Raw genomic sequence first — 22287 nt, forward strand, 5'->3', positions numbered from 1 at the left:
CGGGGAGGGTGCTGTCCGCGACGTGGCCGGATGGCGGACAGGGCTGCCGAAAACCACCTGTGGTCTGGACCACTTGACGGCCTAGGGGGGTGTACGGGGAGATCCCGGTGGGGAGGGGAGGGGGTTGCCGCTTACGCTGTGGGGCATGAGCAACTCGCCTGGGGAGCGCGTGCCGGTCCGGTCGTTCTTGTGGTGGAAGCGGCCGCGCAGCGCTTTCCTGGACATCGGGCTGGCGTTGCTCGCCGCCGTCGAGTGCGCGGCCAGCACGATCGCCTTCCTTTCCGCCCGGATCCACGTCAGCACCGCGGGAGCGGTCGGGATAGCCGTGCTCGGCACGCTGGCCGGCGGCTCCCTGGTGGTGCGCCGGCGCTGGCCGGCCGTCCCGGTGCTGGTGACGCTGCTGGTGATGCCCGGAATGCTGGGCGTGGTGCTGCTGGTGGTGGCGCTGTACACGCTGGCGTCGACCTGGGAGTGGCCCTCGCGGCGCCGCCGGGTGGTCGCGCTGTCCGCGCTGGCCTTCGCCGAGGCGGCCGCCGTGATGGCGGTGTCGCTGATGACGCCCGGGGACGGGCCGGTGGACCCGCCGCCGCTGTGGGGTCAGATCCTGCTGTCGCTGCTGGTGGCGGTCGGGCTGACGGTCGCCCCGGTGCTGACCGGACTGTACGTCGGCGCGCGGCGGCGGCTGATCGAGTCGCTCAAGGACCGCGCGCACGGCCTGGAGACCGAACTGGACCTGCTGGCCGAGCAGGCGCAGGAGCGCGCCCGCCGGGCCCGGCTGGAGGAGCGCACCCGGATCGCCCGGGAGATGCACGACGTGGTGGCGCACCGGGTGTCGCTGATGGTGGTGCACGCCGGGGCGCTGGAGCGGATCGTCGGCAAGGACCCGGAGAAGGCGGCGCAGAGCGCCAAGCTGATGGGCGAGGTCGGCCGGCAGGCGCTGAACGAACTGCGCGAGATCCTCGGGGTGCTGCGGATGGACGACGAGCGGCAGCCGGAGCCGGACTCGCTGGCCGGGCTGCCGCGGCTGGTGGACCAGTCCCGGGTGGCCGGGATGGCGGTGACCCTGACGGTCAGCGGCAGCCGGCAGGAGTTCACCGGCGAGGCCGAGCAGACCGCCTACCGGGTCGTCCAGGAGGGCCTGACCAACGCGCACAAGCACGCGGGCGGCGCCCAGGTGTCCGTCCTGCTCTCGTACGCGCCGAACGGGGTGCGGGTGGCCGTGGTGAACGCCTGCCCGGGCGGGGAGCGGGGCGCGGCGAAGCTGCCCAGCGGGGGCAACGGGCTGGTCGGGATGCGGGAACGGGTGATCGCGCTGGGCGGCACCTTCTCCTCCGGGCCGGAGGCGGACGGCGGGTTCCGGATCGAGGCGGTGCTGCCGTCCCGGCTGGCGGTGCGGGCCGAGCGGCTGCGCTGAGCCGGGCCCGGCACTCCGGCGCTCCCGGTGCTCCTCCTCCGTACGCCTCGGTGCCCGTCAGTACTCGTCAGTACTCGTCCGGGGTCCGCAGCCGCTCCGGGGCCGTGCCCAGGACCAGGGCGGAGACCGCCTGGTCGATGCCGTGCCCGAGGAACCACTCGCCGGTGTGGTCCAGGCTGTAGACCCGGCCCTCCTCGTCGACGGCCAGCAGCGCCTGCCCGTACGCCTCCTCGCCGAGCGGGGCCAGCCGGGTGCCCAGCGCCCGGCCGAGGTCGAGCAGGGTGCGCGGCTGGTGCAGGCCGCACAGCGGGTCGATCAGGAACGGGGTGCGGGCCAGCTGGCGGCCCGGGCCGGACAGGTCGAAGGCGAGGCCGCCGAACTCGGCCCAGGCCTCCACCGCCGCCGGGAACACCGCGTGCGTCACACCGGTGGGCGCGCCGTACCCGACCAGGGCGTCGGCCCACTCCTCGGCCTGCCGGATCTGCCAGCGGCCGGGGTGCCAGCCGGCCGCCTTGAGCTCGGCGGCGACGTCGGCGGGGAAGCGCGGGCGGGTCCGGGCGCCGGCGGGGGAGAGGGTGGCCGGTGCGGGCGGGATGGGCGGGTTCAGGGCGGGCTCCAGGGCTGGGGGACGGGGGACGTGCCGGCGGCTCGGCCGGCCGGTGCGCGGGCGGTCAGTGCGCGGGCGGCCCGACGGCGACGCTGCGCACGGTGAAGTGCTCCAGCATCGGAGCGCAGGAGCGGCAGGGCGGCGCGTGGCTGCCGTGCGCCGGATCCCCCTCCTCGCGGATGCGGACGGTCGTCATCCGGGAGCCCTTGAGCGCCTTGCGGGCCTCGTGCAGCGTCATCGGCTTGCGGGCGGCGCGCTTGGAGCGCCGTCCGTCGACCGCGGCCAGGTGCTGGGAGAGCAGGACGGCCTCCGGGCAGCGGCCGGTGAACCGCTCGCGGGCCTCCGTCGGCAGGGCGTCCAGGAAATCGGCGACCAGGTGGTGCAGCACCGGGCGGCGCGGGTCCTTGTCGCCCGCCAGGGTGTGCACCTCGCCGCCCTTGAGCGACAGCGCGGCGGCGACGGCGGGCAGCAGGCTGTCGCGGTGGTGGCGCAGCACGGGCGGGCCCGCCGGCTCACCGGTGGTCATCCGTCGTCCTCCTCCTGGTAACCCGGTGTCGGCCGGAGTGACCGGGCCCGTCCGGGGCAAGCCTGTTCAGGGGCAAGCCTGTCAAACGGCACTGACAACCGCGCAACCGGGGTGCGGCGGCGGCCGGTGGCGCCACGGACCGGCCCGGCGGTCACCCGATGCTGGCCGAACGCGCACGCGTCCGTCACGACTTGTCCGCCGATTTACCGAAACAGCCCCGGAGGCCGGTACGCGGCCGGTACCGTTCCGGCAGCGAGCCGAAGGGGGACGCGGCCGACCGCGCGGAGCAACCGCCGGGCGGGCCCGACTCCCGTGCCCGCGCCGGACGTTGAGGCCACCGGGGAGGGCCTGCCGCCCACCCCGGCGCTGAGCGAAGGGGCCCGTGCGATGACGTCGGAACCGCAGGACGACCACTGGCAGGCCGCCAACCAGGCACCCGGCGGCCACGTACCCGCACCGGACGAGCCGCCCCGGCCGGTGCCCGCGCGCCCCGTCGGGCTGGCCGTGGTCGGGGCCGGCTACTGGGGCCCGAAGCTGGTCCGCAACGCGCAGCAGACCCGGGCGCTGCGGCTGCACTGGCTGTGCGACCTGGACGAGGCCAAGGCCCGCGCGGTGCTGGGGGAGTACAGCACCGTCGGGGCGACCGCCAGCTACCGGCGGGTGCTGGCGGACGAACGGGTCGGCGCGGTCGCGGTGGCCACACCGGCGGGCGCCCACTACACGCTGGTGCGGGCGGCGCTGGAGGCCGGCAAGCACGTCCTGGTGGAGAAGCCGATCACCACCTCCGCCGCCGAGGCCGAGGAGCTGGTCGACCTGGCCGAGCGGCGCGGGCTGGTGCTGATGTGCGACCACACCTTCTGCTACACCCCGGCGGTGCGGCGGATCCGCGAGCTGGTCCACGGCGGGGAGATCGGGGACGTCCAGTTCTTCGACTCGGTGCGGATCAACCTCGGCCTGGTGCAGCCGGACGTCGACGTGCTGTGGGACCTCGCCCCGCACGACCTGTCGATCCTGGACTTCGTGCTGCCGCCCGGGGTCGAACCGGTCGGGGTGTCCGCCCAGGGCGCCGACCCGATCGGGGCCGGCCGCGCCTGCGTCGCGTACCTGACGGTCCGGCTCAGCAACGGCGCGCTCGCGCACTGCCACGTCAACTGGCTCTCCCCGACCAAGGTCCGCACCACCCTGATCGGCGGCTCGCGGCGCACCCTGGTCTGGGACGACCTCAACCCGCAGGCCCGGCTGGCGGTGCACGACCGGGGCGTCGACCTCACCCCGCCCGACCAGCTCACCGACGAGATCCGGCACCGGGCGCTGATCTCCTACCGGGTCGGCGAGATGGTCGCGCCGGCGCTGGTCGAGCAGGAGGCGCTGCGCAACGTGATGGCCGAGTTCGCCGCCGCCATCACCGAGGGCCGGGCCCCGCTCACCGACGGCCGGGCCGGGGTGCGGGTGCTGCAGCTGCTGGAGGCGGCCTCGCTCAGCCTCGAACTCGGCGGGGTCACCGTGCCAGTGGGCGCGGCGGTCCGGGCCGGGGCGGAGGCGCGGTGAGCGGGGTGGTGCACGGTTCGGGGAGCGGCGCGGCGGGGGACGGCGTCCCGCTGGTCGATCTGGCGGCGGCGCACGCCGAGGTGGCGCAGGAGGTGCGGGCCGGCTTCGACCGGGTGCTCGCCTCCGGAGCCTTCGTCAAGGGCCCCGAAGTGGCCGCCTTCGAGCGGGAGTACGCGGCCTTCGTCGGCGTCCGGCACTGCGTGGGCGCCGCCAACGGCACCGACGCGCTCGAACTGGCCCTGCGCGCCCTGGACCTGCCGCCCGGCGGCGGGGTGGTGCTGCCCGCCAACACCTTCGTCGCCACCGCCGAGGCGGTGCTGCGGGCCGGGCTGCGCCCGGTGCTCGTCGACGCCGACCCGGAGTACCTGCTGATGGACCCGGAACGGGCCGCCGCTGCGCTGCCCGGCGCGGTCGCGCTGCTGCCCGTCCACCTCTTCGGCCAACTCGCCCCGATGGGCCCGCTGCTGGCGGCGGCCGACGGCCGTCCGGTGGTGGAGGACGCGGCGCAGTCCCAGGGCGCCCGGCAGCACGGGCGCACCTGGTACGGGCGGATCGCGGCCACCAGCTTCTACCCGGGCAAGAACCTCGGCGCCTACGGCGACGCCGGGGCGGTGCTCACCGACGACGACGCCCTGGCCGACGCCGTCCGGCTGACCGGCGACCACGGCGCCCGCGACCGGTACCGGCACGAACGGTTCGGCTGCAACTCCCGGCTGGACGCGCTGCAGGCCGTCGTGCTGCGCGCCAAACTGCGCCGGCTGCCCGCCTGGAACGCCGCCCGCCGGGCCGCCGCCGCCCGCTACGACGCGCTGCTGGGCGGGCTGGACGGACTCGCCCTGCCCCGTACCGCGCCCGGCAACGAGCACGTCCGGCACCTGTACCCGGTGCGGATCGGCCCCGGCCGGGACCGCGACGCGGTGCTGGCCGCGCTGCACGCCGCCGGGATCGGCGCCGGGGTGCACTACCCGGTGCCGGTCCACCTGCAACCCGCGTTCCGTCACCTCGGCCACCGCGAGGGGACGTTCCCGGTCGCCGAGCGGGCCGCCCGCGAACTGCTCAGCCTGCCGCTGCACCCGCACCTCACCGAGGCCCGGCAGCTGCGGGTGGCCGAGGCGCTGGCGCGGGCGCTGGGCGGGCGGCTGTGACGGCGGGGGCACTGCCTGCGCTCCGGGCTCTCCGGGGCAGGAGCCCGTCGTCCGCCTGGCTGACCGGGGGTTGAGGGCAGGCCACAGGGGGCCTGCCTTCGAACTCGCGTCTGCGGGGCGGCGTTGGGGCACGCACCTCGCCGCGTTGTCGTCGGTCGCCAATGGCCCCCAGCCTTCGGCCGGGAGGTGCCCCCACCGCAGTGGCTCCCTCCTCCGCCTTGCGATGCACACACCCCAACGCCGCCCCGCCCGCCCTCCGGGCGGACGACGGGAGTTCGAGGGCAGGCCCTAGGCTGGTGCCCAGCAAGCACCGTATTTTGCAGCAGCCAGTGGGGGCTCCCAGATGACGACAGGTCGGCCCGGCGTCGCCGCCGCACCGAACGCGGCGTACGCAGGTCAGGTGGTGCAGTTCCCGGACCCGGTCCGCGCGGAGCGGCACCCCGCCGGGGTCAGGGTGGACGAGTACGGCTTCCCGGACTTCGGTCCGTACGCCGCCGCCGCGGCCGAGGTGGCCGACCCGCCGGCGGGCTTCGGCGTGGACGAACTGCGGCTGACCGACTACGTCTCGGCCAACGCCGCGCTCTACACCCAGGGCCACCCGCTCTGGGCCGACCTCCCGACCGCCGTCGCCACCCCGCCCGGCTGGACCTGGCACCACGCGGTCGGCCGGGCCGCCCCCGGCTGGCGGCGGATGGAGCTCGTCCCGGTCGAGGTCAAGGCGCTGCTGCGGCACCACGGCGGCCTGGCCACCTCCGCCGCCGACCACACCCGCCGCGGCACCCGCCCGCTGCAGGAGCGCCGGCCGGTGCACTTCTCGCTGGCCGGGGACGGCGGCGACCCGATCGGCGTCCCCGAGGACCTGGTGCAGCGCGCCGAGGAGCGCCTCGGCTACCGGCTGCCCGACGCCTACCGCACCTTCCTCAAGCTGGGCGGCGGCCGCGCCCCGGTCGGCGTGGCGCTGGACACCGAGCTCGGACTGCTGCTCGACCAGCCGTTCCTGACGCTCACCGAGGAGTACGGCACCGACGACGTCGTGTACGCCAACAAGTGCCTGCGCGACCACCTCACCAAGGACTACCTGGGCATCGCCTACGCGCAGGGCGGCCTGGTCGCGCTCAAGGTGCGCGGCGAGCGGACCGGCTCGGTCTGGTTCCACCTGTACGACGACGCCCGCGACGCCGGCGGCCCGGAGGCGCCGGAGGACCGCTGCGCCCGGCTGCTGCTGCCCTGCGGCGAGGACTTCGACGCCTTCCTGCTGCGGCTGGCCGGCAGCCCGCCGGAGCTGGAGACGGTCGCGGAGCTGATGGTGGACGGCGGGTTCGCCCGGGCCGTCCCGGTCGGCTGAGGCGCGTGGGCGCGGTGCTCGTGGTGCTCGCGGTGGTGTCGGTGGCCGAGGTGGTCGCGGTGGAACGGGGGACGAAGAGGATGCGGACAGGGGTGAACCGGGCGTGGTGACGTACGCGCAGGCGCAGGAGCTCGCCGAGGAGTGGATCAACGGCGGGGTGCCGCGCTCGCAGCAGCGCGAGGTGCGGGTCCGGGAGTTCGACCTGGGCTTCGTCTGCTGGGCGGTGGCGCCCACGGGCCCGGCCGACGGCTCGGGCGGTGCGGGCGGCGGCTCGGGGGAGGCGCGGCTGGTGATCGCCCGGGACTCCGGCGCCAGCACGCTCTGGCCCGCGCTGCCCGTCAACGAGGTGGTCCGGCAGTACGAGGAGGTCTACGGGCGGCCGGTGGCGGCCAACCCGGCGGGGGCGGCGAAGCCCGCGCCCGGGCCGGTGGAGGCGACCTCCTTCCTGCTCAGCCCGCCGCAGTGGCTCCAGGAGGCGGGGGCCGCGGCGATCGCGGCGGAGGCGGAGCGGCTCGGGACGGCTCCGGCCGCTGTTGCCGCCGCTGCCGCGCCCGCTCCCGTTCCGGCTGTCGCGCCCGTCGAGGAGCCGCCCGCCGCGGCGCCGCGGCCCGGGCCGGCCGTGCTGACCGAGCCGCCGGTCTCCGACCGGCCCGCCGGGGACGCGCCGACCATGCTCGCGCCGCCGGCCGGGCACGACGAGCCGGCCGTCGCGCCGGTGCCGCCGGTCGCGGCTCCCGTCGCGCCCGTCGCGCCTGGGGTGCCCGGCCGGCCGCCGGTCGAGGGCGAGGCCGCGACCGTCCTGATGTCGGAAGGGCTGCGGACCACCGGCTCGGACCTGCCCGAGCCCGCCGCGTCGGCGGGTGCCGAGGCCGCGACCATGCTGATGCCGCCGACGGGTGGCGGCTACGGCATGCCCCCGGTCGCGCCGCCCGCCGCCCAGCCGCCCGCCGCGCAGCCCCCGGCGCCGCCCGTCGCGCCGCCGGCCCCGGGACCGGCGCCAGTGCCGGCGCCCGCCCCGGCCGCCGAGCCGGCGCCCACGCTGCTCGCCTCGCCGGACGCCATGCCCGGGCTGATGGGCCTGCCGGGTGCCCCGGTGGCCCCGCCCGCCGGTGGTCCGCCCGCCGGTGGTCCGCAGGTGGAGCACGCGCCGACGATGCTGGCCCCGCCCGGTGGTCTGCCCGGTCTCGCCGGGCTGCCCGGTGCTCCGGCCCCGGGCGCTCCGGCCCCCGGTGTGCCGGCTCCCGGCGCCCCGGTCCCCGTCGCCCCGGAGGCCGCCGCGCCGCAGGGCGGGTTGGGCCGTGGCGCGGGTTCGGGTCCGCCGCCGCCCCCGCCGGCCGCGCTGCGCGGTGGCCCCGCCGGTTCCCCCGGCCCCGCCGCCTCCGCCGGGCTGGGGCGCGGTGCGGGTTCGGGTCCGCCGCCGCCTCCGCCCGCCGGGCTGAAGCACACCCCGGGCTCCGGCACGCCCGCCGCCCACCCCGGTGGTCGTGGCGCCGCCTCCGCCCCGCCGCCCCCGCCCCCGGCGGGCCTGCGGGGCGGCGAGGCCCCGGTGGCCCCGCAGGCCGCGCAGGCCGCCGGCCCGGCCGCGTCCGGTCCGTCGTACGAGGCGACCCAGCTGGCGGGCGCGATCGACCCGGCGCTGCTGGGCGCCCCGGCGGACCCGGGCACCCCGCCGTCCGGCGGCCCCGCCGTCCCGCCGCCGCCCGGCGGTCCGGCGGCCCCCGCCGCGCCCGCGGCCGGCTACGGCTACCCGAACGCGCCCGGCGCCGCCGGGGTCGTCCCGCCGGCGGTGGTGCCGGGTTCGCCGCCGCCCGCGCCGGTGCCGCCGGGCGTGCCCGCGGTCGGCCCGGGGTACTTCGCCGCGCTCAGCTACCGGGGCCCGGACGGCTCGGAGCAGAAGCTGCTGCACCGCAGCGAGCCCGGCACCCCGCACCCGGAGTGGAAGATCCTCCAGGACCTGCGCCGGCTCAACGTGCCGCCGGAGCAGGTGCTGGAGCTCTACACCGAGCTGGAGTCCTGCGACCTGCCGGGCGGCTACTGCAACCGCATGATCGCCGCGTCCTGGCCGAACGTCCGGCTCACCCACACCGCCCCGTACGGCCGCGACCACGCGTCCCGGCAGGCCGGGATGGCCGAGCTGCTCGACCACCTGGACGAGCTGCACCAGCTGGCGTCCGGCGCCCAGCGGGTCCGCCCGTTCCGGGTGCCGCCGCCCGCGCCGGGGACGGTCCAGGCGCTGCCGCCGCTCCCGCCGCAGCAGCTCGCCCAGGAGACCGGGGCCGCCTTCGGGCAGAACCTGTTCCGCTACGAGCAGCGCGCCGTCTCCCGCCAGGGCGTGCCCGAGCCGGTGTCCCAGACCCTGATGTGGGCCGGGCTGCCGCGCGACTTCGGGCCGTTCTTCTGGGCGCAGGCGCAGGAGGGCCGTCCGATCCCGACGCTCGCCGAGCTGGCCGCCGAGCGCGGCCTCGCCGCGGGCCCGGACTTCGGCGGCTACCTGGTGCTGGGCAACGACTACGGCCGCCAGCTGTGCGTCCAGTACGGCACCGCGCACGTGGTGGCCGTGGACATCGATGGAACCGGCCAGCCGCCCCGGTTCGTCAACAGCGGTGTACCGGAGTTCGTCCGTTCGCTGGCCCTGCTGGGCCGGATGTGGCGGCTCCGGTACGGGCTGACGCCGGACCAGGCCGGTCGATGGACGACCGACTTCCAGGCCCAGCTCGCCGCGATCGACCCGGCGGCCCTGCAGAACGCGGACACGTGGTGGGCCGTGCTGCTGGAGCAGTTCTGGGACGGCCTGCTGTAGCGGGTCGTCGCTGATCCTCGCAGGTGGGAGGGGTCGTTCCGGTGTCCGGAACGACCCCTTCGGCATGCCGACGCAGCCGTGCCTCGTTGGGGTTTCGCCCGGATCTGCGCAAAATAGGTCAAGAGGATGGGTCTATTCGTCCGGTCCTCGACACATTCCGGTCCGTACGACGGCGGAATCCGGCCCCGGCCTCCGAACCGGTTCCGGATCCGTCCGTTCCGTCCGATCATGGGCTCCGCAGCCCGCGAAACGAGGGGAAGAGCCCATGAGCGACGCCGTCCCCCAGTACGGCTTCACCCAGGCCCGCCGTGGCTACGTGCCCGAGCAGGTCGACCGAGCCCTGGCCGCCCTCACCGCGCAGCGTGACGAGGCGTGGGAGCGGCTGAGCGTCCTGGGCGCAGGCATCCGGCAGATGGAGGCCCGACTGGCCGACATCCGCCGGACCGCCGAGGACGCCCCGGAGCCCGACTACCAGGTGCTCAGCGAGCAGGCCGCCGGACTGGCCGCGATGGCCGAGAACGAGGCGCGCGCCGTCCGGGAGAAGGCCGAGCGCTTCGCCGAGGACCTGCGGGACGAGGTCTACGAGGCCGGCCAGGCCGCCGACCGCGCCGCCAAGGAGTACGGCACCACGACCCGTACCGACGCCGACGCGGCCGCCCGCCGCACCGAGGAGCGGACCCGGGCCGAGGCCGAGGGCATCCGGTCCGACGCCGACCGGGAGAGCCGTTCCGCCCGGGACGCCGCCACCGCCTACGCCGCCAAGGTGCGGGTGGCCGCCGCCGAGGCCAGCGAGCAGGCCGAGGCCGAGCTGGCCACCCGGCGCCGCAAGGCCGACGAGACCTTCGCCGCCGCCCAGGCCAAGGCCGACGCCGAGGACACCGAGGTCTCGGCGACCGCCGAGCGCCGGGTCAAGGAGGCGGAGCAGCAGCGGGAGACCGTGCTGAACCGGATCAAGCAGCTGGAGACGGACGCCCAGGCCAAGGCCGACCAGCTGATCGAGCAGGCCCGCCGGGAGGCCGAGAAGATCAACGCGGAGAGCGAGCGCGAGCAGCGCGAGTTCGACACCCGGCTGGACACGGTGCAGCAGCACCTGGACCACATCAAGGCCACGCTGGCCTCGCTCACCGGGGCGGCGGTCGGCCAGATCGAGCCCGAGGTGGCGGCCGCGGCCGCCGCGGCCGTCCAGGCCTCCGGCGCGGCCGCCACGACCCCCGCGCCGCGGGACGCCGTCGCGGACGCCGTCGTCGACGCCGCGCCGGTGGACTCGGAGGCGGACACCGGGGAGATCCCGGTGGCGAACCTGCGCAAGGCCCTGGCCCCCGCGGCTCCGGCCGGGGCCAAGGCCCCCGCCGCCCGGGAGGGGGCGGCGACCGTGCTGCGGACGCCGGTGGTCGGCAGCAGTGCCACCAGGGCCATCGGCGGGCCCGTGGCGACCGGCCCGGTGCCGCCGAAGCCGGCCGCGCCGCCCGCCGAGGAGACGGTCGGCGGGACCGCCGACGGGACGGCCGCGGTGGAGAAGGGCGCCGGGAAGCCGTCGGAGGACGAGACCCGGATCGTCCCGAAGATCATCATCGTGGACGACGGCAGCGACTACGCGACCCCGCACACGGTGAGCTACAACCGCCGCTGACCGGGCGCCCGACCGCGCGCCGCGAAGGCCCCGACCGCCCCCACCGGGCGGGCCGGGGCCTTCGTCGTGCCGGGGTACCGGTCGTGCCGGGGCGGGGCGGGGCGGAACAGGGGGCCGGGTTCGGGATAGGACGGCGGCCGACGGGGTAGGCCCCGGGAACGAAAGAGGCCGAGACCCGTGGCGCCCTCCAGGAAAGGGCGCCACGGTTCCCGGCGCTTGGGCGGGCGCCCCCACCCAGGGCCGCCCGGCCTCGCACCTCCGACCCCCATCGGGGGTGCGACAGTGCCCCCACAGCCATCCCCCACGGTTGGGTGCGGCGGGCACGTTCACCATGGTGCGCGATCTCCATGGACGGCCAGTGACAGGAGTATGTCCAGTTCGTGGCGGATGGCCGTGCCCGGTTCGGTGCGGGTTCCGGTCGGTTCGTCCACCGGCCGGACCGGTGGTCCGTCCAGCCGTTCGTTCCCGGATGTGTTCCTGACAAAACTTGGGGGGCGGGCGAGTGGGGGGTCGACGTCCCGGGCCCCGGTACGGCCCCGGCGCGGTCCTGGCGTGGCCCCCGGTCCGGCTCGGGTCCGGCCCCGCCGGAGCCGTGGACCGCGTGCGTGTCCGTGCCGCGGCGTAGGCTGGAGACCCCCGGCCGCTCGGCGTGCCGGGCCGTTCGCGTTGCCCCGGCGGGCCTTCGCCGCCCCGGGACAGCACCAGCCACGGGACGAAGAAGAGACCCCAGATGAGTCTGACCGGACTGCTCGATGTCGTCGCGCGGGACGCGGCGCTCGCCGAGGCCATCGAGGCGGCCACCGCCACCGGAGCCGCGGCCGGCGGACGCCGCCACCTGGACCTGGTCGGGCCGCCCGCCGCCCGGCCGTTCGCCATCGCCGCGCTGGCCCGCGCGCTCGCCGGGCAGGCCGCCGGGGAACGGGGCCGTCCGGTGCTCGCCGTCACCGCGACCGGCCGGGAGGCCGAGGACCTCGCGGCCTCGCTGCGCTCGCTGCTGCCCGCCGACGCCGTCGCCGAGTTCCCGGCCTGGGAGACCCTGCCGCACGAACGGCTGTCGCCCCGCTCGGACACCGTCGGGCGCCGGCTGGCCGTGCTGCGCCGGATCGTGCACCCGCGGGCGGACGACCCGGCGGCGGGGCCGGTCCAGGTGATCGTCGCCCCGGTCCGCTCGGTGCTCCAGCCGCAGGTCAAGGGGCTGGCCGAGCTGGAGCCGGTGGCCGTCCGGCGCGGTGAGTCGTACGACCTGGAGGAGGTGGCCCGCCGGCTCTCCGCCGCCGCCTACGCGCGCGTCGAACTGGTCGAGAAGCGCGGCGAGTTCGCCGTCCGCGGCGGCATCCTGGACGTCTTCCCGCCGACCGAGGAGCACCCGCTGCGGGTGGAGTTCTGGGGCGACGAGGTCGAGGAGGTCCGGTACTTCAAGGTCGCCGACCAGCGCTCGCTGGAGATCGCCGAGCACGGCCTGTGGGCGCCGCCCTGCCGGGAGCTGTTGCTCACCGACGAGGTGCGGGCCCGGGCCGCCGAGCTGGCCGCCGAGCACCCCGGGCTGGCCGAGATCCTCGACCGGATCGCCGAGGGGATCGCGGTCGAGGGCATGGAGTCGCTGGCGCCGGTGCTGGTGGACGACATGGAGCTGCTGCTGGACGTGCTGCCGCTCGGCTCCGTCACGGTGGTCTGCGACCCGGAGCGGGTCCGCACCCGGGCCGCCGACCTGGTCGCGACCAGCCAGGAGTTCCTGCACGCGTCCTGGGTCGCGGCCGCGGCGGGCGGGGACCGGCCGATCGACCTGGAGGCCATCGACGTCTCCGCCGCCTCGCTGCGCTCGCTCGCCGAGGTGCGCGAGCACGCCGCCGAGATCGGACTGCCCTGGTGGTCGGTCAGCCCGTTCGCGACCAGCGAGTCGACCGTCGACGGCATTCTGGAGTTCGACGCCAACACGCTGACCCTCGGCATGCACGCCGTCGAGGCCTACCGGGGCGACACCGCCCGGGCGATCGCCGACGCCAAGGAGCGGCTGGCCGCCGACTGGCGGGTCGTCATGGTGACCGAGGGGCACGGCCCGGCCTCCCGGCTCGCCGAGGTGCTGGGCAACGAGGGGATCCCGGCCCGCCTGGTCGCCGACCTCGCCGAGGCGCCCACCCGGGACGTCGTCCACGTCTCCTGCGGCTCGATCGAGCACGGCTTCGTCGACGAGGACCTGAAGCTCACGGTCATCACCGAGACCGACCTGTCCGGCCAGAAGTCCTCCACCAAGGACATGCGCCGGATGCCCTCGCGCCGCCGCAACGCGATCGACCCGCTGGCGCTGGTGGCCGGCGACTACGTCGTCCACGAGGCGCACGGCGTCGGCAAGTACGTCGAGATGGTGCAGCGCACCGTCCAGGGTGCCACCCGCGAGTACCTGGTGCTGGAGTACGCCCCGGCCAAGCGCGGCCACCCCGGCGACCGGCTGTTCGTGCCGACCGACCAGCTCGACCAGGTCACCAAGTACGTCGGCGGCGAGGCCCCGACGCTGCACCGGCTCGGCGGCGCGGACTGGGCGAAGACCAAGCAGCGGGCCAAGAAGGCGGTCAAGGAGATCGCCGCCGACCTGATCAAGCTGTACTCGGCCCGGATGGCCGCCCCCGGCCACACCTTCGGCCCGGACACCCCGTGGCAGCGCGAGCTGGAGGACGCCTTCCCGTACGCGGAGACGCCCGACCAGCTGACCACCATCGCCGAGGTCAAGTCCGACATGGAGAAGTCCGTCCCGATGGACCGGCTGATCTGCGGCGACGTCGGCTACGGCAAGACCGAGATCGCGGTGCGGGCCGCGTTCAAGGCCGTGCAGGACGGCAAGCAGGTGGCGGTGCTGGTGCCGACCACGCTGCTGGTGCAGCAGCACTTCTCGACCTTCGCCGAGCGCTACGCCAACTTCCCGGTGACGGTGAAGGCGCTGTCCCGCTTCCAGACCGACAGCGAGGCCAAGGCCGTCCTGGAGGGGCTGTTCGAGGGCTCGGTGGACGTCGTCATCGGCACCCACCGGCTGTTCTCCTCCGAGACCAGGTTCAAGGACCTCGGCCTGGTCATCGTCGACGAGGAGCAGCGCTTCGGCGTCGAGCACAAGGAGCAGCTGAAGAAGCTGCGCGCCAACGTGGACGTGCTCACCATGTCCGCGACCCCGATCCCGCGCACCCTGGAGATGGCGGTCACCGGCATCCGCGAGATGTCCACCATCACCACCCCGCCGGAGGAGCGGCACCCGGTGCTGACCTTCGTCGGGCCGTACGACGAGAAGCAGATCTCGGCCGCGATCCGGCGTGAACTCCTGCGCGAGGGCCAGGTGTTCTACATCCACAACCGGGTGGAGTCGATCGACAAGGCGGCCGCCCGGCTGAAGGACCTGGTGCCCGAGGCGCGGATCGCCACCGCGCACGGGCAGATGGGGGAGACCCAGCTGGAGAAGGTCGTCGTCGACTTCTGGGAGAAGGAGTTCGACGTCCTGGTGTCGACCACGATCGTGGAGTCCGGCATCGACATCTCCAACGCCAACACCCTGATCGTGGAGCGCGGCGACACCTTCGGCCTCTCCCAGCTGCACCAGCTGCGCGGCCGGGTCGGCCGCGGCCGCGAGCGCGGCTACGCGTACATGCTGTACCCGCCGGAGAAGCCGCTCACCGAGACCGCGCACGAGCGGCTGGCCACCATCGCCCAGCACACCGAGATGGGCGCGGGCATGTACGTCGCGATGAAGGACCTGGAGATCCGCGGCGCGGGCAACCTGCTCGGCGGCGAGCAGTCCGGGCACATCGCGGGCGTCGGCTTCGACCTCTACATGCGGATGGTCGGCGAGGCGGTGGCGGAGTTCCGCGAGTCGCTGGCCGGCGGCGGGGAGGCGGAGGAGGAGCCGCTGGAGGTGAAGATCGAGCTGCCGGTCGACGCCCACGTGCCGCACGACTACGCGCCCGGCGAGCGGCTGCGGCTGCAGGCGTACCGCTCGATCGCCGCGGTCAACTCGGAGGAGGACATCCAGCAGGTCCGGGACGAGCTGGTGGACCGCTACGGCAAGCTGCCCGAGCCGGTGGAGAACCTGCTGCTGGTCGCGGCGCTGCGGCTGTACGCCCGGCGGTGCGGGATCTCGGACATCACCCTCCAGGGCTCCAACGTCCGCTTCGGGCCGGTGGAGCTGCGGGAGTCCCAGCAGCTGCGGCTGAACCGGCTCTACCCGCGCAGCCAGGTGAAGGCGGCGGCCCAGCAGCTGCTGGTGCCGCGCCCGAGCACCGGGCGGATCGGCGGCAAGCCGCTGGTCGGGCGGGAGCTGCTGGGCTGGTGCAGCGAGTTCCTGTCGGCGATGTTCGACGACCTGGCGGGGGCGAAGAAGTAGCGTCCGCCCCTCGGGTGGTCCACGGCGGTCTCGGGCTCTGCCCGGGGCCGCCGTTTCGTGTCTGCCTGTCTGTCCGTCCGCCTGAGCGGGGTGGGACTGGGGCTGTGAACAGGGCTGTCAGCCGATCTTCCACTGGCCGGTCTGCGGGGCGAAGCCGCTGTCCAGGCCGAACTGGGCCTTGTCGAGCTTGACGTCCTTCGGGACCTCGAAGGTGACGAAGCCGAGGGCGCTCTCGCCGGGGGCGATGGTGGCCGGGACCTGGAAGCTCGGGCCGGCCTTGGTGTCGGCGACCGTGGTGCCGAAGGCCTGGCCCTGGGCGTCCAGCACCTTGGCGCCGTTGCCCGGGGCGTCGCTGTAGGCCTTCTTGCCGCTGGCCTTGATCCGGAACTGGACCGCGACGAAGCGCTTGCCGTCGGCCGGGTGGACGTACTCGTTGTCGGCCTCGGCGTTGTCGACCACCTTCACCAGCGTCACCTCGGCGGTGTCGGCCGGGTCGTTGCCCTTGAGCGGGATGGTGTCGCCGACCTGCGCCACCTTGGGGGCGTCGGCCGGCTTGCCGCCGCCGGCGGGCGCGCTCGCGGCGGCGCTCTGCTTGGGCTCGGTGGCGACGGACGGGCCGCCGGTGGAGTTGCACGCCGTCGCGGTGAGCGTGATCAGGGCGGCGCCCAGCAGCAGGGAGGCGGTGCGGCGGCGGGTGGTCGCGGACATGGGTGTTCTCCCGGTGATCGGTGGTCTTCCTGGCGCCGCCCCCGTTCGGTGGCGACGGAGAGATCACACCACTCGGGCGTGAACCATGTCAATGCGATTTCACAAAAGAGCTCTGTTCACATGTGAACTGGGATCGAGGGGCGCGTCGCTATGCTGTGCGGTCACAGCCCCGAGCCGCCCACCCCCGGCCCGGCGCCCAGCCCCCGCCCGCCGTGCGGTCGCAGCCCCACCGAAGGAGCCCCCGTGCCGGACCGTCCCGAAGTGACCGCCGCCGAGATCGCCCGGCTGGCCGGCGTCGGCCGGGCCGCGGTCAGCAACTGGCGCCGCCGCCACCCCGACTTCCCGCGCCCGGTCGGCGGCACCGACGCCAGCCCGGCCTTCGCGCTCGCCGAGGTCGAGTCCTGGCTGCGCGCCCAGGGCAAGATCGCCGAACTCCCGCTGCTGGAGCGGGTCTGGCAGCTCGTCGACACCCTCCGCGACCCGGCCGGCCACCCCGCCGCCCCGCTGGTCGAGGCGGGCGCCCTGCTCCTGCTGCTGCACCGCGAGCCCGGACAGTGGGCCGAACTCGCCGACCGGCCCGACACCCGGCTCGCCCTCGCACTGCCCCGGGCCGTCGCCGGCACCGCCGTGCACGCCTTCGGCCCGGACGGCGCCCGCACCCTCGGCCTCCCCGGCCTGCTCGGCAGCACCCAGCTGGACCTCGCCCGGCTGCTCGCCGAACTCGCCGCCCAGGCCGGCCCGGTCGGCGCGTACGAGCAGCTGCTCACCCGGTACGCCGAGGCCAACACCCGCCAGCTCAGCCCCACCCCGCCGGAGGCCGCCGAGCTGCTCGCCGCCGTCGCCGGCGTCCCCGCCACCGTGCTCGACCCGGCCGTCGGCCTCGGCTCCGTCCTGCTCGCCCACCCGCCGACCACCGGCCGCTACGGCCAGGACGCCGACCCGGTCGCCGCCGCCCTCGCCCGGCTCCGGATCGCCCTGCACACCCCCGCCGACGAGCCCGGCCCGCTGCCGCTCGACCTGCGGGCCGGCGACGCCCTGCGCGCCGACGGCTTCCCCGGCGACACCTTCGAGGCGGTGCTCTGCCAGCCCCCGTACAACGAGCGCGACTGGGGCCACGACGAGCTGCAGTACGACACCCGCTGGCCCGGCGGGCTCGTCCCGCCGCGCGGCGAGTCCGAACTCGCCTGGGTGCTGCACTGCCTCGCCCACACCCGCCCCGGCGGCCTCGCCGCGCTGCTGCTCCCGCCGACCGTCGCCGCCCGCCGGGCCGGCCGCCGCATCCGGGCCGAACTGCTCCGCTCCGGCGCGCTGCGGGCCGTCATCGCGCTGCCGGCCGGCGCCGCCCCGCCGTACGGCGTCCCGCTGCACCTGTGGGTGCTGCGCGCGCCCCTGCCGGGGAGCGACTTCCGCCAGGTGCTGATGCTGGACGCCGGGGCGTCGGCCTCCGGCCCGGTGCCCACCGGACCGGGCGGGGCCGCCGGGGCGCAGGCCGCCGAGGGGGGCCGGGACAAGGTCGACTGGACCGGGCTGCGCCGCACCGTCCTGGACGCCTGGCGCGGCTTCGACCTCGCCGCGCGCGAGGGCCTGCCCGTCCCCGCCGACCGCCCCGGCGTCCACCGGGTGATGGCCGCCATCGACCTGCTCGACGACGAGACCGACCTCTCCCCGGCCCGGCACGTCCCGCCCGCCGCCCCGCTCGGCGGCGCGGCCGAACTCTCCCACCTCGGCGGCCGGCTCGCCGAACTGCTGGCCGACCTGCCCGACCCGGTCACGCTGCTGCCGCGGCCGGGCGCCGCGACCGACGGCGCCTCCGGTGCCGCGCCCGTCGGGGTGGTCACCATCGGCGAGCTGGTCCGCGGCGGCGCGCTGGAGGTGTACTCCTCCGGCACCGGCGCCGCCACCCGGCCGGCCGGTTCGGGCGGCACCCCCGTCGTCACCGACCAGGACCTCGCCACCGGAGCCGACCCCAGCGCCGTCCTCGCCACCGGCCCCGGCCCGGCCGGGGACGTCCGCACCCGCCCCGGCGACGTCCTGGTCCCCGCCCTCGGCGGCGGCACCGCCCGGGTCGTCCCCGCCGAGGGCCCGCTGGTCGGCGCCGCCCTCGGCCGCCAACTCCACCTCCTGCGGCCCGACCCCGCCGCCCTCGACCCCGAGTTCCTGGCCGGCCAGTTCCGCTCCACCGCCGGCACCCGACGCGCCGCCAGCCACGCCACCACCACCGCCCGCCTCGACATCCGCCGCGTCGAACTGCCCCGCCTCCCCCTCCCCGCCCAGCACCGCCTCGGCACCGCCTTCGCCCGCCTCGCCGCCTTCGACGCCGCCCTCACCCAGGCCGCCGCCCTCGGCCGCGGCCTCACCCGGGCCGCCACCGACGCCCTGGCGACCGGCGCCCTGGCGCCGCCGGAGTAGGGCACACCTCCCAGCGGTGCACGCACCCCGAGGCCGCGTGCGGCTCCGGCGTGGACGACTGGTCCCGCCCCGGGGCCCGTCCTCGGGTAGGCGTCGCGTCCGCTCCGGTGGACGGCGGTGGCCGAGGGAGGGAAGGGGTCCGTTCCCGGAGGTGACCACGGCTCAGTACCGGCGCGGTACCGGCGTGATACCGATGCGGCAGCAGGCGGACGGAAGCCCTCCGGGGCGACCGGGCCTGGCGGTACGGTGGGCGCAGCCGTTCGCACCGTCCGTCGGTGCCGGTCCTCACCAGCTCAGGAGCGCGCATGTCAGGGCAGTACCCCGGGCAGTTCGGACCGCCGCCCGGCGGAACGCCGTACGGGCCGGGGCCGGGGCAGGGGCCGGGGTACGCGCCGGGAACGGCGCCGGGAACGGTGCCGGGCGGACTGCCGGGTGGGCTGCCCCGGCCGGTGGCGGTGGCCGGACAGGCTCCGGTACCCGGGCGGTTCGGGGTGGTCGCGCGGGTGCTCTGCGCGCTGGCCCCACTGCTCACCTTCGGCCTGCTCGGGGCCGTCCCCTCGCTGCTGCTGGCGGTCCGGCGCCGACGGGCGTACGACATCCTCGGCGCGGCGGTGTTCTGCGCGCTGCTGCTCACCATGATCGTCTCCGCCGGGATCGCGGGCACCCTGAAGAATCCGGCCGCCGACACCACCGGCTCGATCACTCTGGCCGTGCTCTGGCTCCTGCCGACGGCGCACTTCCTGGTGATGGACAGCCGCGCGGTCTGGCTGGCCGGGCGGCCGGCGCCGCGGGCCGTACCGCCGGGCGTACCGCAGGCCGTTTCGCCGTACGCGGTGCCCGACGTCTCGCCGTACGCGGCGACCGTGCCGGGGTACGGCGTGCCCGCTCCCGCCGCCCAGGGCCCGGTGACCCCGGCCCCCGAGACCGCCCACGACCTGCGCGAGCTGGGCGAGTTGCTGCGCCGCCAGGCCCGCGAGGACCGGCCGTGACCGCCACCCGGCTGATCGCCGGCCGTTACCGGCTCACCGAGAAGATCGGCCACGGCGGCATGGGCCAGGTCTGGGCCGGCCAGGACGAACGGCTGTACCGTCCGGTCGCGGTCAAGCTGCTCCGCCCCGAGCACCTGGTCCCCGGCGGGACCGGCTCCGGCGGCGAACGGGCCCGCCACGGTGACGAGTTGCGCCGCCGCTTCCTGCGCGAGTGCCGGGTCACGGCCGCGCTCGACCACCCCGGGCTGGTCACCGTCTTCGACGCGGGCGAGGACGAGGGCGAGCTCTACCTCGTCATGCAGCGCATCCCCGGCGTCAGCCTGGCCGACCTCATCGCCGAGGACGCGCCCTTCCCGATCGAGCGCGCGGCGGCCGTCGCCGCGCAGCTGTGCACCGCGCTGGCCGCCGTCCACGCCATCCCGGTGGTCCACCGCGACCTCAAGCCGAGCAACGTCATGGTCCGCGAGGACGGCCGCACCGTCCTGCTCGACCTCGGTATCGCCACCGCCCTCGACACCGAGACCACCCGGCTCACCCTCACCGGCGTGCCCGTCGGCAGCCCCTCCTACATGGCCCCCGAACAGGCCCTCGCCGCCACCACCGACCCGCGCAGCGACCTCTACGCACTCGGCTGCCTGCTGCACGAGATGCTGGCCGGGGAGGAGCCGTTCCGGGCCCCCACCGCGCTCGGCGTCCTGCGCCGGCACGTCGACGAACCGCCCGTCCCGCTGCGGGAGTTGCGCCCCGAGGTGCCGCAGCCGCTGGAACAGCTGGTGCTCGACCTGCTCGCCAAGCAGCCCGCCGACCGCCCGGCCGACGCCCGGACCGTGTACGCGCGGCTGCTCCCGCTGCTGCCCCCGGCCGACGGCGCCCCGCAGCCCCGCTACACCCCGCTGCCGGACCCGGCCCGGCCCTTCCGCTACCCGCACCAGCCGCAGCCGCCGGCCGAGGCGGTCGCCCCGGTTGCCCCGGCCGCCCCGCCGTCGGTGGTCCGCTCCGAGCCGCGACCCTTCCTCATCCCGCCCGCGCCTTCGACCCCTCCGACCCCACCCCCGGTTCCCGCGGGCCCGGACCTCGGCGCCGAGTGCGCCCGGCTCTCCGACCTGGTCGACGCCGGCCGCCACACCGAGGTACTCGGCCTCGCCGCCCGCCTGCTGCCCCGGGCCGAGGCCGAACTCGGCGACGCCGCGCCCCTGGTGCGCACCATCCGCAGCATCTACGCCCGCACCCTCCTGCACGAGGGCCACCCCCAGCAGGCCCTCCCCGAGTACCGCCGCCTCGCCGCCACCGCCGACGGCGGCCCGCACGGCCTCCAGGGCCTCGACCACCGCTACCGCGCCGCGATCTGCCTCGACCGGCTCGGCCACGGCCCCGAAGCCCTCGCCGAGTACCAGGCCCTCCTCACCGCCCACACCACCCGCCTCGAATCCGGCCTCGACACCGACCCCGAGCGCGGCTACGACCTCCGCGAACGCATCGGCCTCCACCTCGCCGCCACCGGAGCCCCCCAGAACGCCTGGCAGTGGCTCCTCCCCCTCCTCCTCGAACGCGAACGCCGCGACGGCCCCCACCACCCCACCGTCCGCCGCCTCCGCCAATCCCTCTCCACCCTCACCCCCACCGCCACCCCCTGGCCCCCACCCCGCCTCTGAGGCGGTGGCTCGTCGGGCGGGCCGTGTGGGAGGAGACCGCTTCGCCCTCACCCCCACCGCCGCCCCTTGGCCCCCATTCCGTCCCTGAGGGGCGGGGCATCGGGCAGGCCGTGGAGAGGAGACCGTTCCACCCCCACTCCCACCGCCGCCCCTGGCTCCCATCCCGCCGCCGAGGCGGTGGCTCGTCGGGCGGGCCGTGGGGTGGGGACCGCTTCACCCTCACTTTCACCGCCGCTTCCTGGACCGCGCCCCGTCTCTGAGGGGGCGCGGCGTCGGGTGGGCTGTGGGGAGGGGACTGCTTCGTCCTCACTTTCACTGCCACTCCCCGGCCCCCGCCCCGCCGCTGAGCGAGCGGGGCATCGGGCAGGCCATGGGGAGGAGACCGCGCCACCCTCACCCTCACCGCCGCCCCCTGGCTCCCATCCCGCCGCTGAGAGGGCGGGGTGTCGGGCGGGCTGTGGGGAGGGGACCGCTTCACCCTTACTCTCACCGCCGCCCCCTGGCTCCCATCCCGCCGCTGAGGGGGCGGGGTGTCGGGCGGGCTGTGGAGAGGGGACCGCCGTGGTCGGTGCCGGACGACCTGTGGGGCAGGACCGATCCGCCGCTGCCGGTGCGGCAGCGGCGGCTCCACGGATCCGGCCGCCCGCCGTTGGAGGACCGGAGCCATCTGCCGCAGGAGTGCGGCTTCGGTACTGGCACGCACCGGGACGGGGGAGCGGCCGCCGCAGCTGCCGTCGACCGGGCAGCACCGTGTCGGTGACGTGGACCGGTCGCGGGCGGCGATCGACGGCTCGCATCGGCGGGCCCACCCGTGGCGGCCCGCAACGGGAGCGGGTCCGGTCGGCCGTGCCGTGCCGTGCCGTGCGGGGCTCGGAGCGGCATGTGGCGGCTGGTGGTCAGGAGCGTCATGCCGACCGGCGGCTCGCATCGTTGGGTTCGTCGCGATGGCCCGCACGGGGGTCGGGTCCGGTCGGCTGCGCCGATTCGAATCCGGAGCGCCGTGTGACGGTTGGCGGCCGGGGCGTGCCGTCGGCTGTCATGCCGGGAGGTGGCTCCGCGCTGTTGGGGCCGTCGCGGTGACTGGCAAGGCGGCTGGGTCCGTCGGCTGCGCCGGGCCGGGTTCGAGGCGCCGTGTGCATGCCGTCGGCTGTCAC

13 protein-coding genes are annotated in these 22287 nt (G+C 76.3%); 10 read left to right on the top strand and 3 right to left on the bottom strand.

Annotation, left to right across the window (positions count from 1 at the left end):
• Positions 1-145: 145 nt before the first annotated feature.
• Positions 146-1414: a sensor histidine kinase gene (locus ACLWS4_RS24945; protein ID WP_049653628.1), complete on the top strand. Its 1269-nt coding sequence runs from the start codon at positions 146-148 to the stop codon at positions 1412-1414.
• A gap of 67 nt (positions 1415-1481) precedes the next feature.
• On the opposite strand, the gene ACLWS4_RS24950 is transcribed toward ACLWS4_RS24945, so the two are convergent.
• Positions 1482-2009, bottom strand: coding sequence for an SUKH-3 domain-containing protein (locus ACLWS4_RS24950; RefSeq protein WP_049653631.1), 528 nt, complete (start codon positions 2007-2009; stop codon positions 1482-1484).
• 76 nt (positions 2010-2085) lie between these two features.
• Complete coding sequence (locus tag ACLWS4_RS24955; protein ID WP_049653632.1) at positions 2086-2547, bottom strand: YwqJ-related putative deaminase; 462 nt, start codon at positions 2545-2547, stop codon at positions 2086-2088.
• 387 nt (positions 2548-2934) lie between these two features.
• Between ACLWS4_RS24955 and ACLWS4_RS24960 the strand changes: the two genes are divergently transcribed.
• The 6 genes from ACLWS4_RS24960 to mfd all read left to right on the top strand — a co-directional run bounded on the left by ACLWS4_RS24960 (position 2935) and on the right by mfd (position 15375).
• Positions 2935-4095, top strand: coding sequence for a Gfo/Idh/MocA family protein (locus ACLWS4_RS24960; protein WP_416875263.1), 1161 nt, complete (start codon positions 2935-2937; stop codon positions 4093-4095).
• A complete protein-coding gene (locus ACLWS4_RS24965) occupies positions 4092-5240 on the top strand; it encodes a DegT/DnrJ/EryC1/StrS family aminotransferase (protein ID WP_416875264.1) in 1149 nt (382 codons plus the stop codon). The genes ACLWS4_RS24960 and ACLWS4_RS24965 overlap by 4 nt, the downstream gene beginning before the upstream one ends.
• A 343-nt stretch (positions 5241-5583) precedes the next feature.
• Positions 5584-6585 (top strand): SMI1/KNR4 family protein, encoded by a 1002-nt coding sequence (locus ACLWS4_RS24970; RefSeq protein ID WP_049660184.1) that lies wholly within the window; start codon positions 5584-5586, stop codon positions 6583-6585.
• A 103-nt stretch (positions 6586-6688) separates the two neighbouring features.
• Positions 6689-9385, top strand: a complete 2697-nt coding sequence (locus tag ACLWS4_RS24975) for an SUKH-4 family immunity protein (RefSeq protein WP_416875265.1) — start codon at positions 6689-6691, stop codon at positions 9383-9385.
• A 265-nt stretch (positions 9386-9650) separates the two neighbouring features.
• On the top strand, positions 9651-11015 hold the full coding sequence (locus ACLWS4_RS24980; RefSeq protein ID WP_416875266.1) for a hypothetical protein: 1365 nt from the start codon (positions 9651-9653) through the stop codon (positions 11013-11015).
• A 730-nt stretch (positions 11016-11745) separates the two neighbouring features.
• Positions 11746-15375 (top strand): transcription-repair coupling factor, encoded by a 3630-nt coding sequence (gene mfd, locus ACLWS4_RS24985; protein WP_074001293.1) that lies wholly within the window; start codon positions 11746-11748, stop codon positions 15373-15375.
• A 117-nt stretch (positions 15376-15492) separates the two neighbouring features.
• Here the strand turns inward: mfd and ACLWS4_RS24990 are convergent, their stop codons facing one another.
• A complete protein-coding gene (locus tag ACLWS4_RS24990) occupies positions 15493-16083 on the bottom strand; it encodes a DUF4352 domain-containing protein (protein WP_375877760.1) in 591 nt (196 codons plus the stop codon).
• A gap of 243 nt (positions 16084-16326) precedes the next feature.
• On the opposite strand from ACLWS4_RS24990, the gene ACLWS4_RS24995 reads away from it, so the two are divergent.
• From ACLWS4_RS24995 to ACLWS4_RS25005, 3 genes are all read left to right on the top strand, one after another.
• Positions 16327-18492 (top strand): N-6 DNA methylase, encoded by a 2166-nt coding sequence (locus ACLWS4_RS24995; protein ID WP_416875267.1) that lies wholly within the window; start codon positions 16327-16329, stop codon positions 18490-18492.
• A 305-nt stretch (positions 18493-18797) separates the two neighbouring features.
• The gene (locus tag ACLWS4_RS25000) at positions 18798-19481 is read left to right on the top strand and encodes a hypothetical protein (RefSeq protein WP_416875268.1); all 684 of its coding nucleotides are present in this window, start codon (positions 18798-18800) and stop codon (positions 19479-19481) included.
• Positions 19478-21133, top strand: a complete 1656-nt coding sequence (locus tag ACLWS4_RS25005; protein ID WP_416875269.1) for a serine/threonine-protein kinase — start codon at positions 19478-19480, stop codon at positions 21131-21133. The genes ACLWS4_RS25000 and ACLWS4_RS25005 overlap by 4 nt, the downstream gene beginning before the upstream one ends.
• The last annotated feature ends 1154 nt before the right edge of the window (positions 21134-22287 follow it).

The sequence above is a fragment of the Kitasatospora sp. SC0581 genome (genome assembly GCF_048159585.1).
Classification (GTDB): Bacteria; Actinomycetota; Actinomycetes; order Streptomycetales; family Streptomycetaceae; genus Kitasatospora.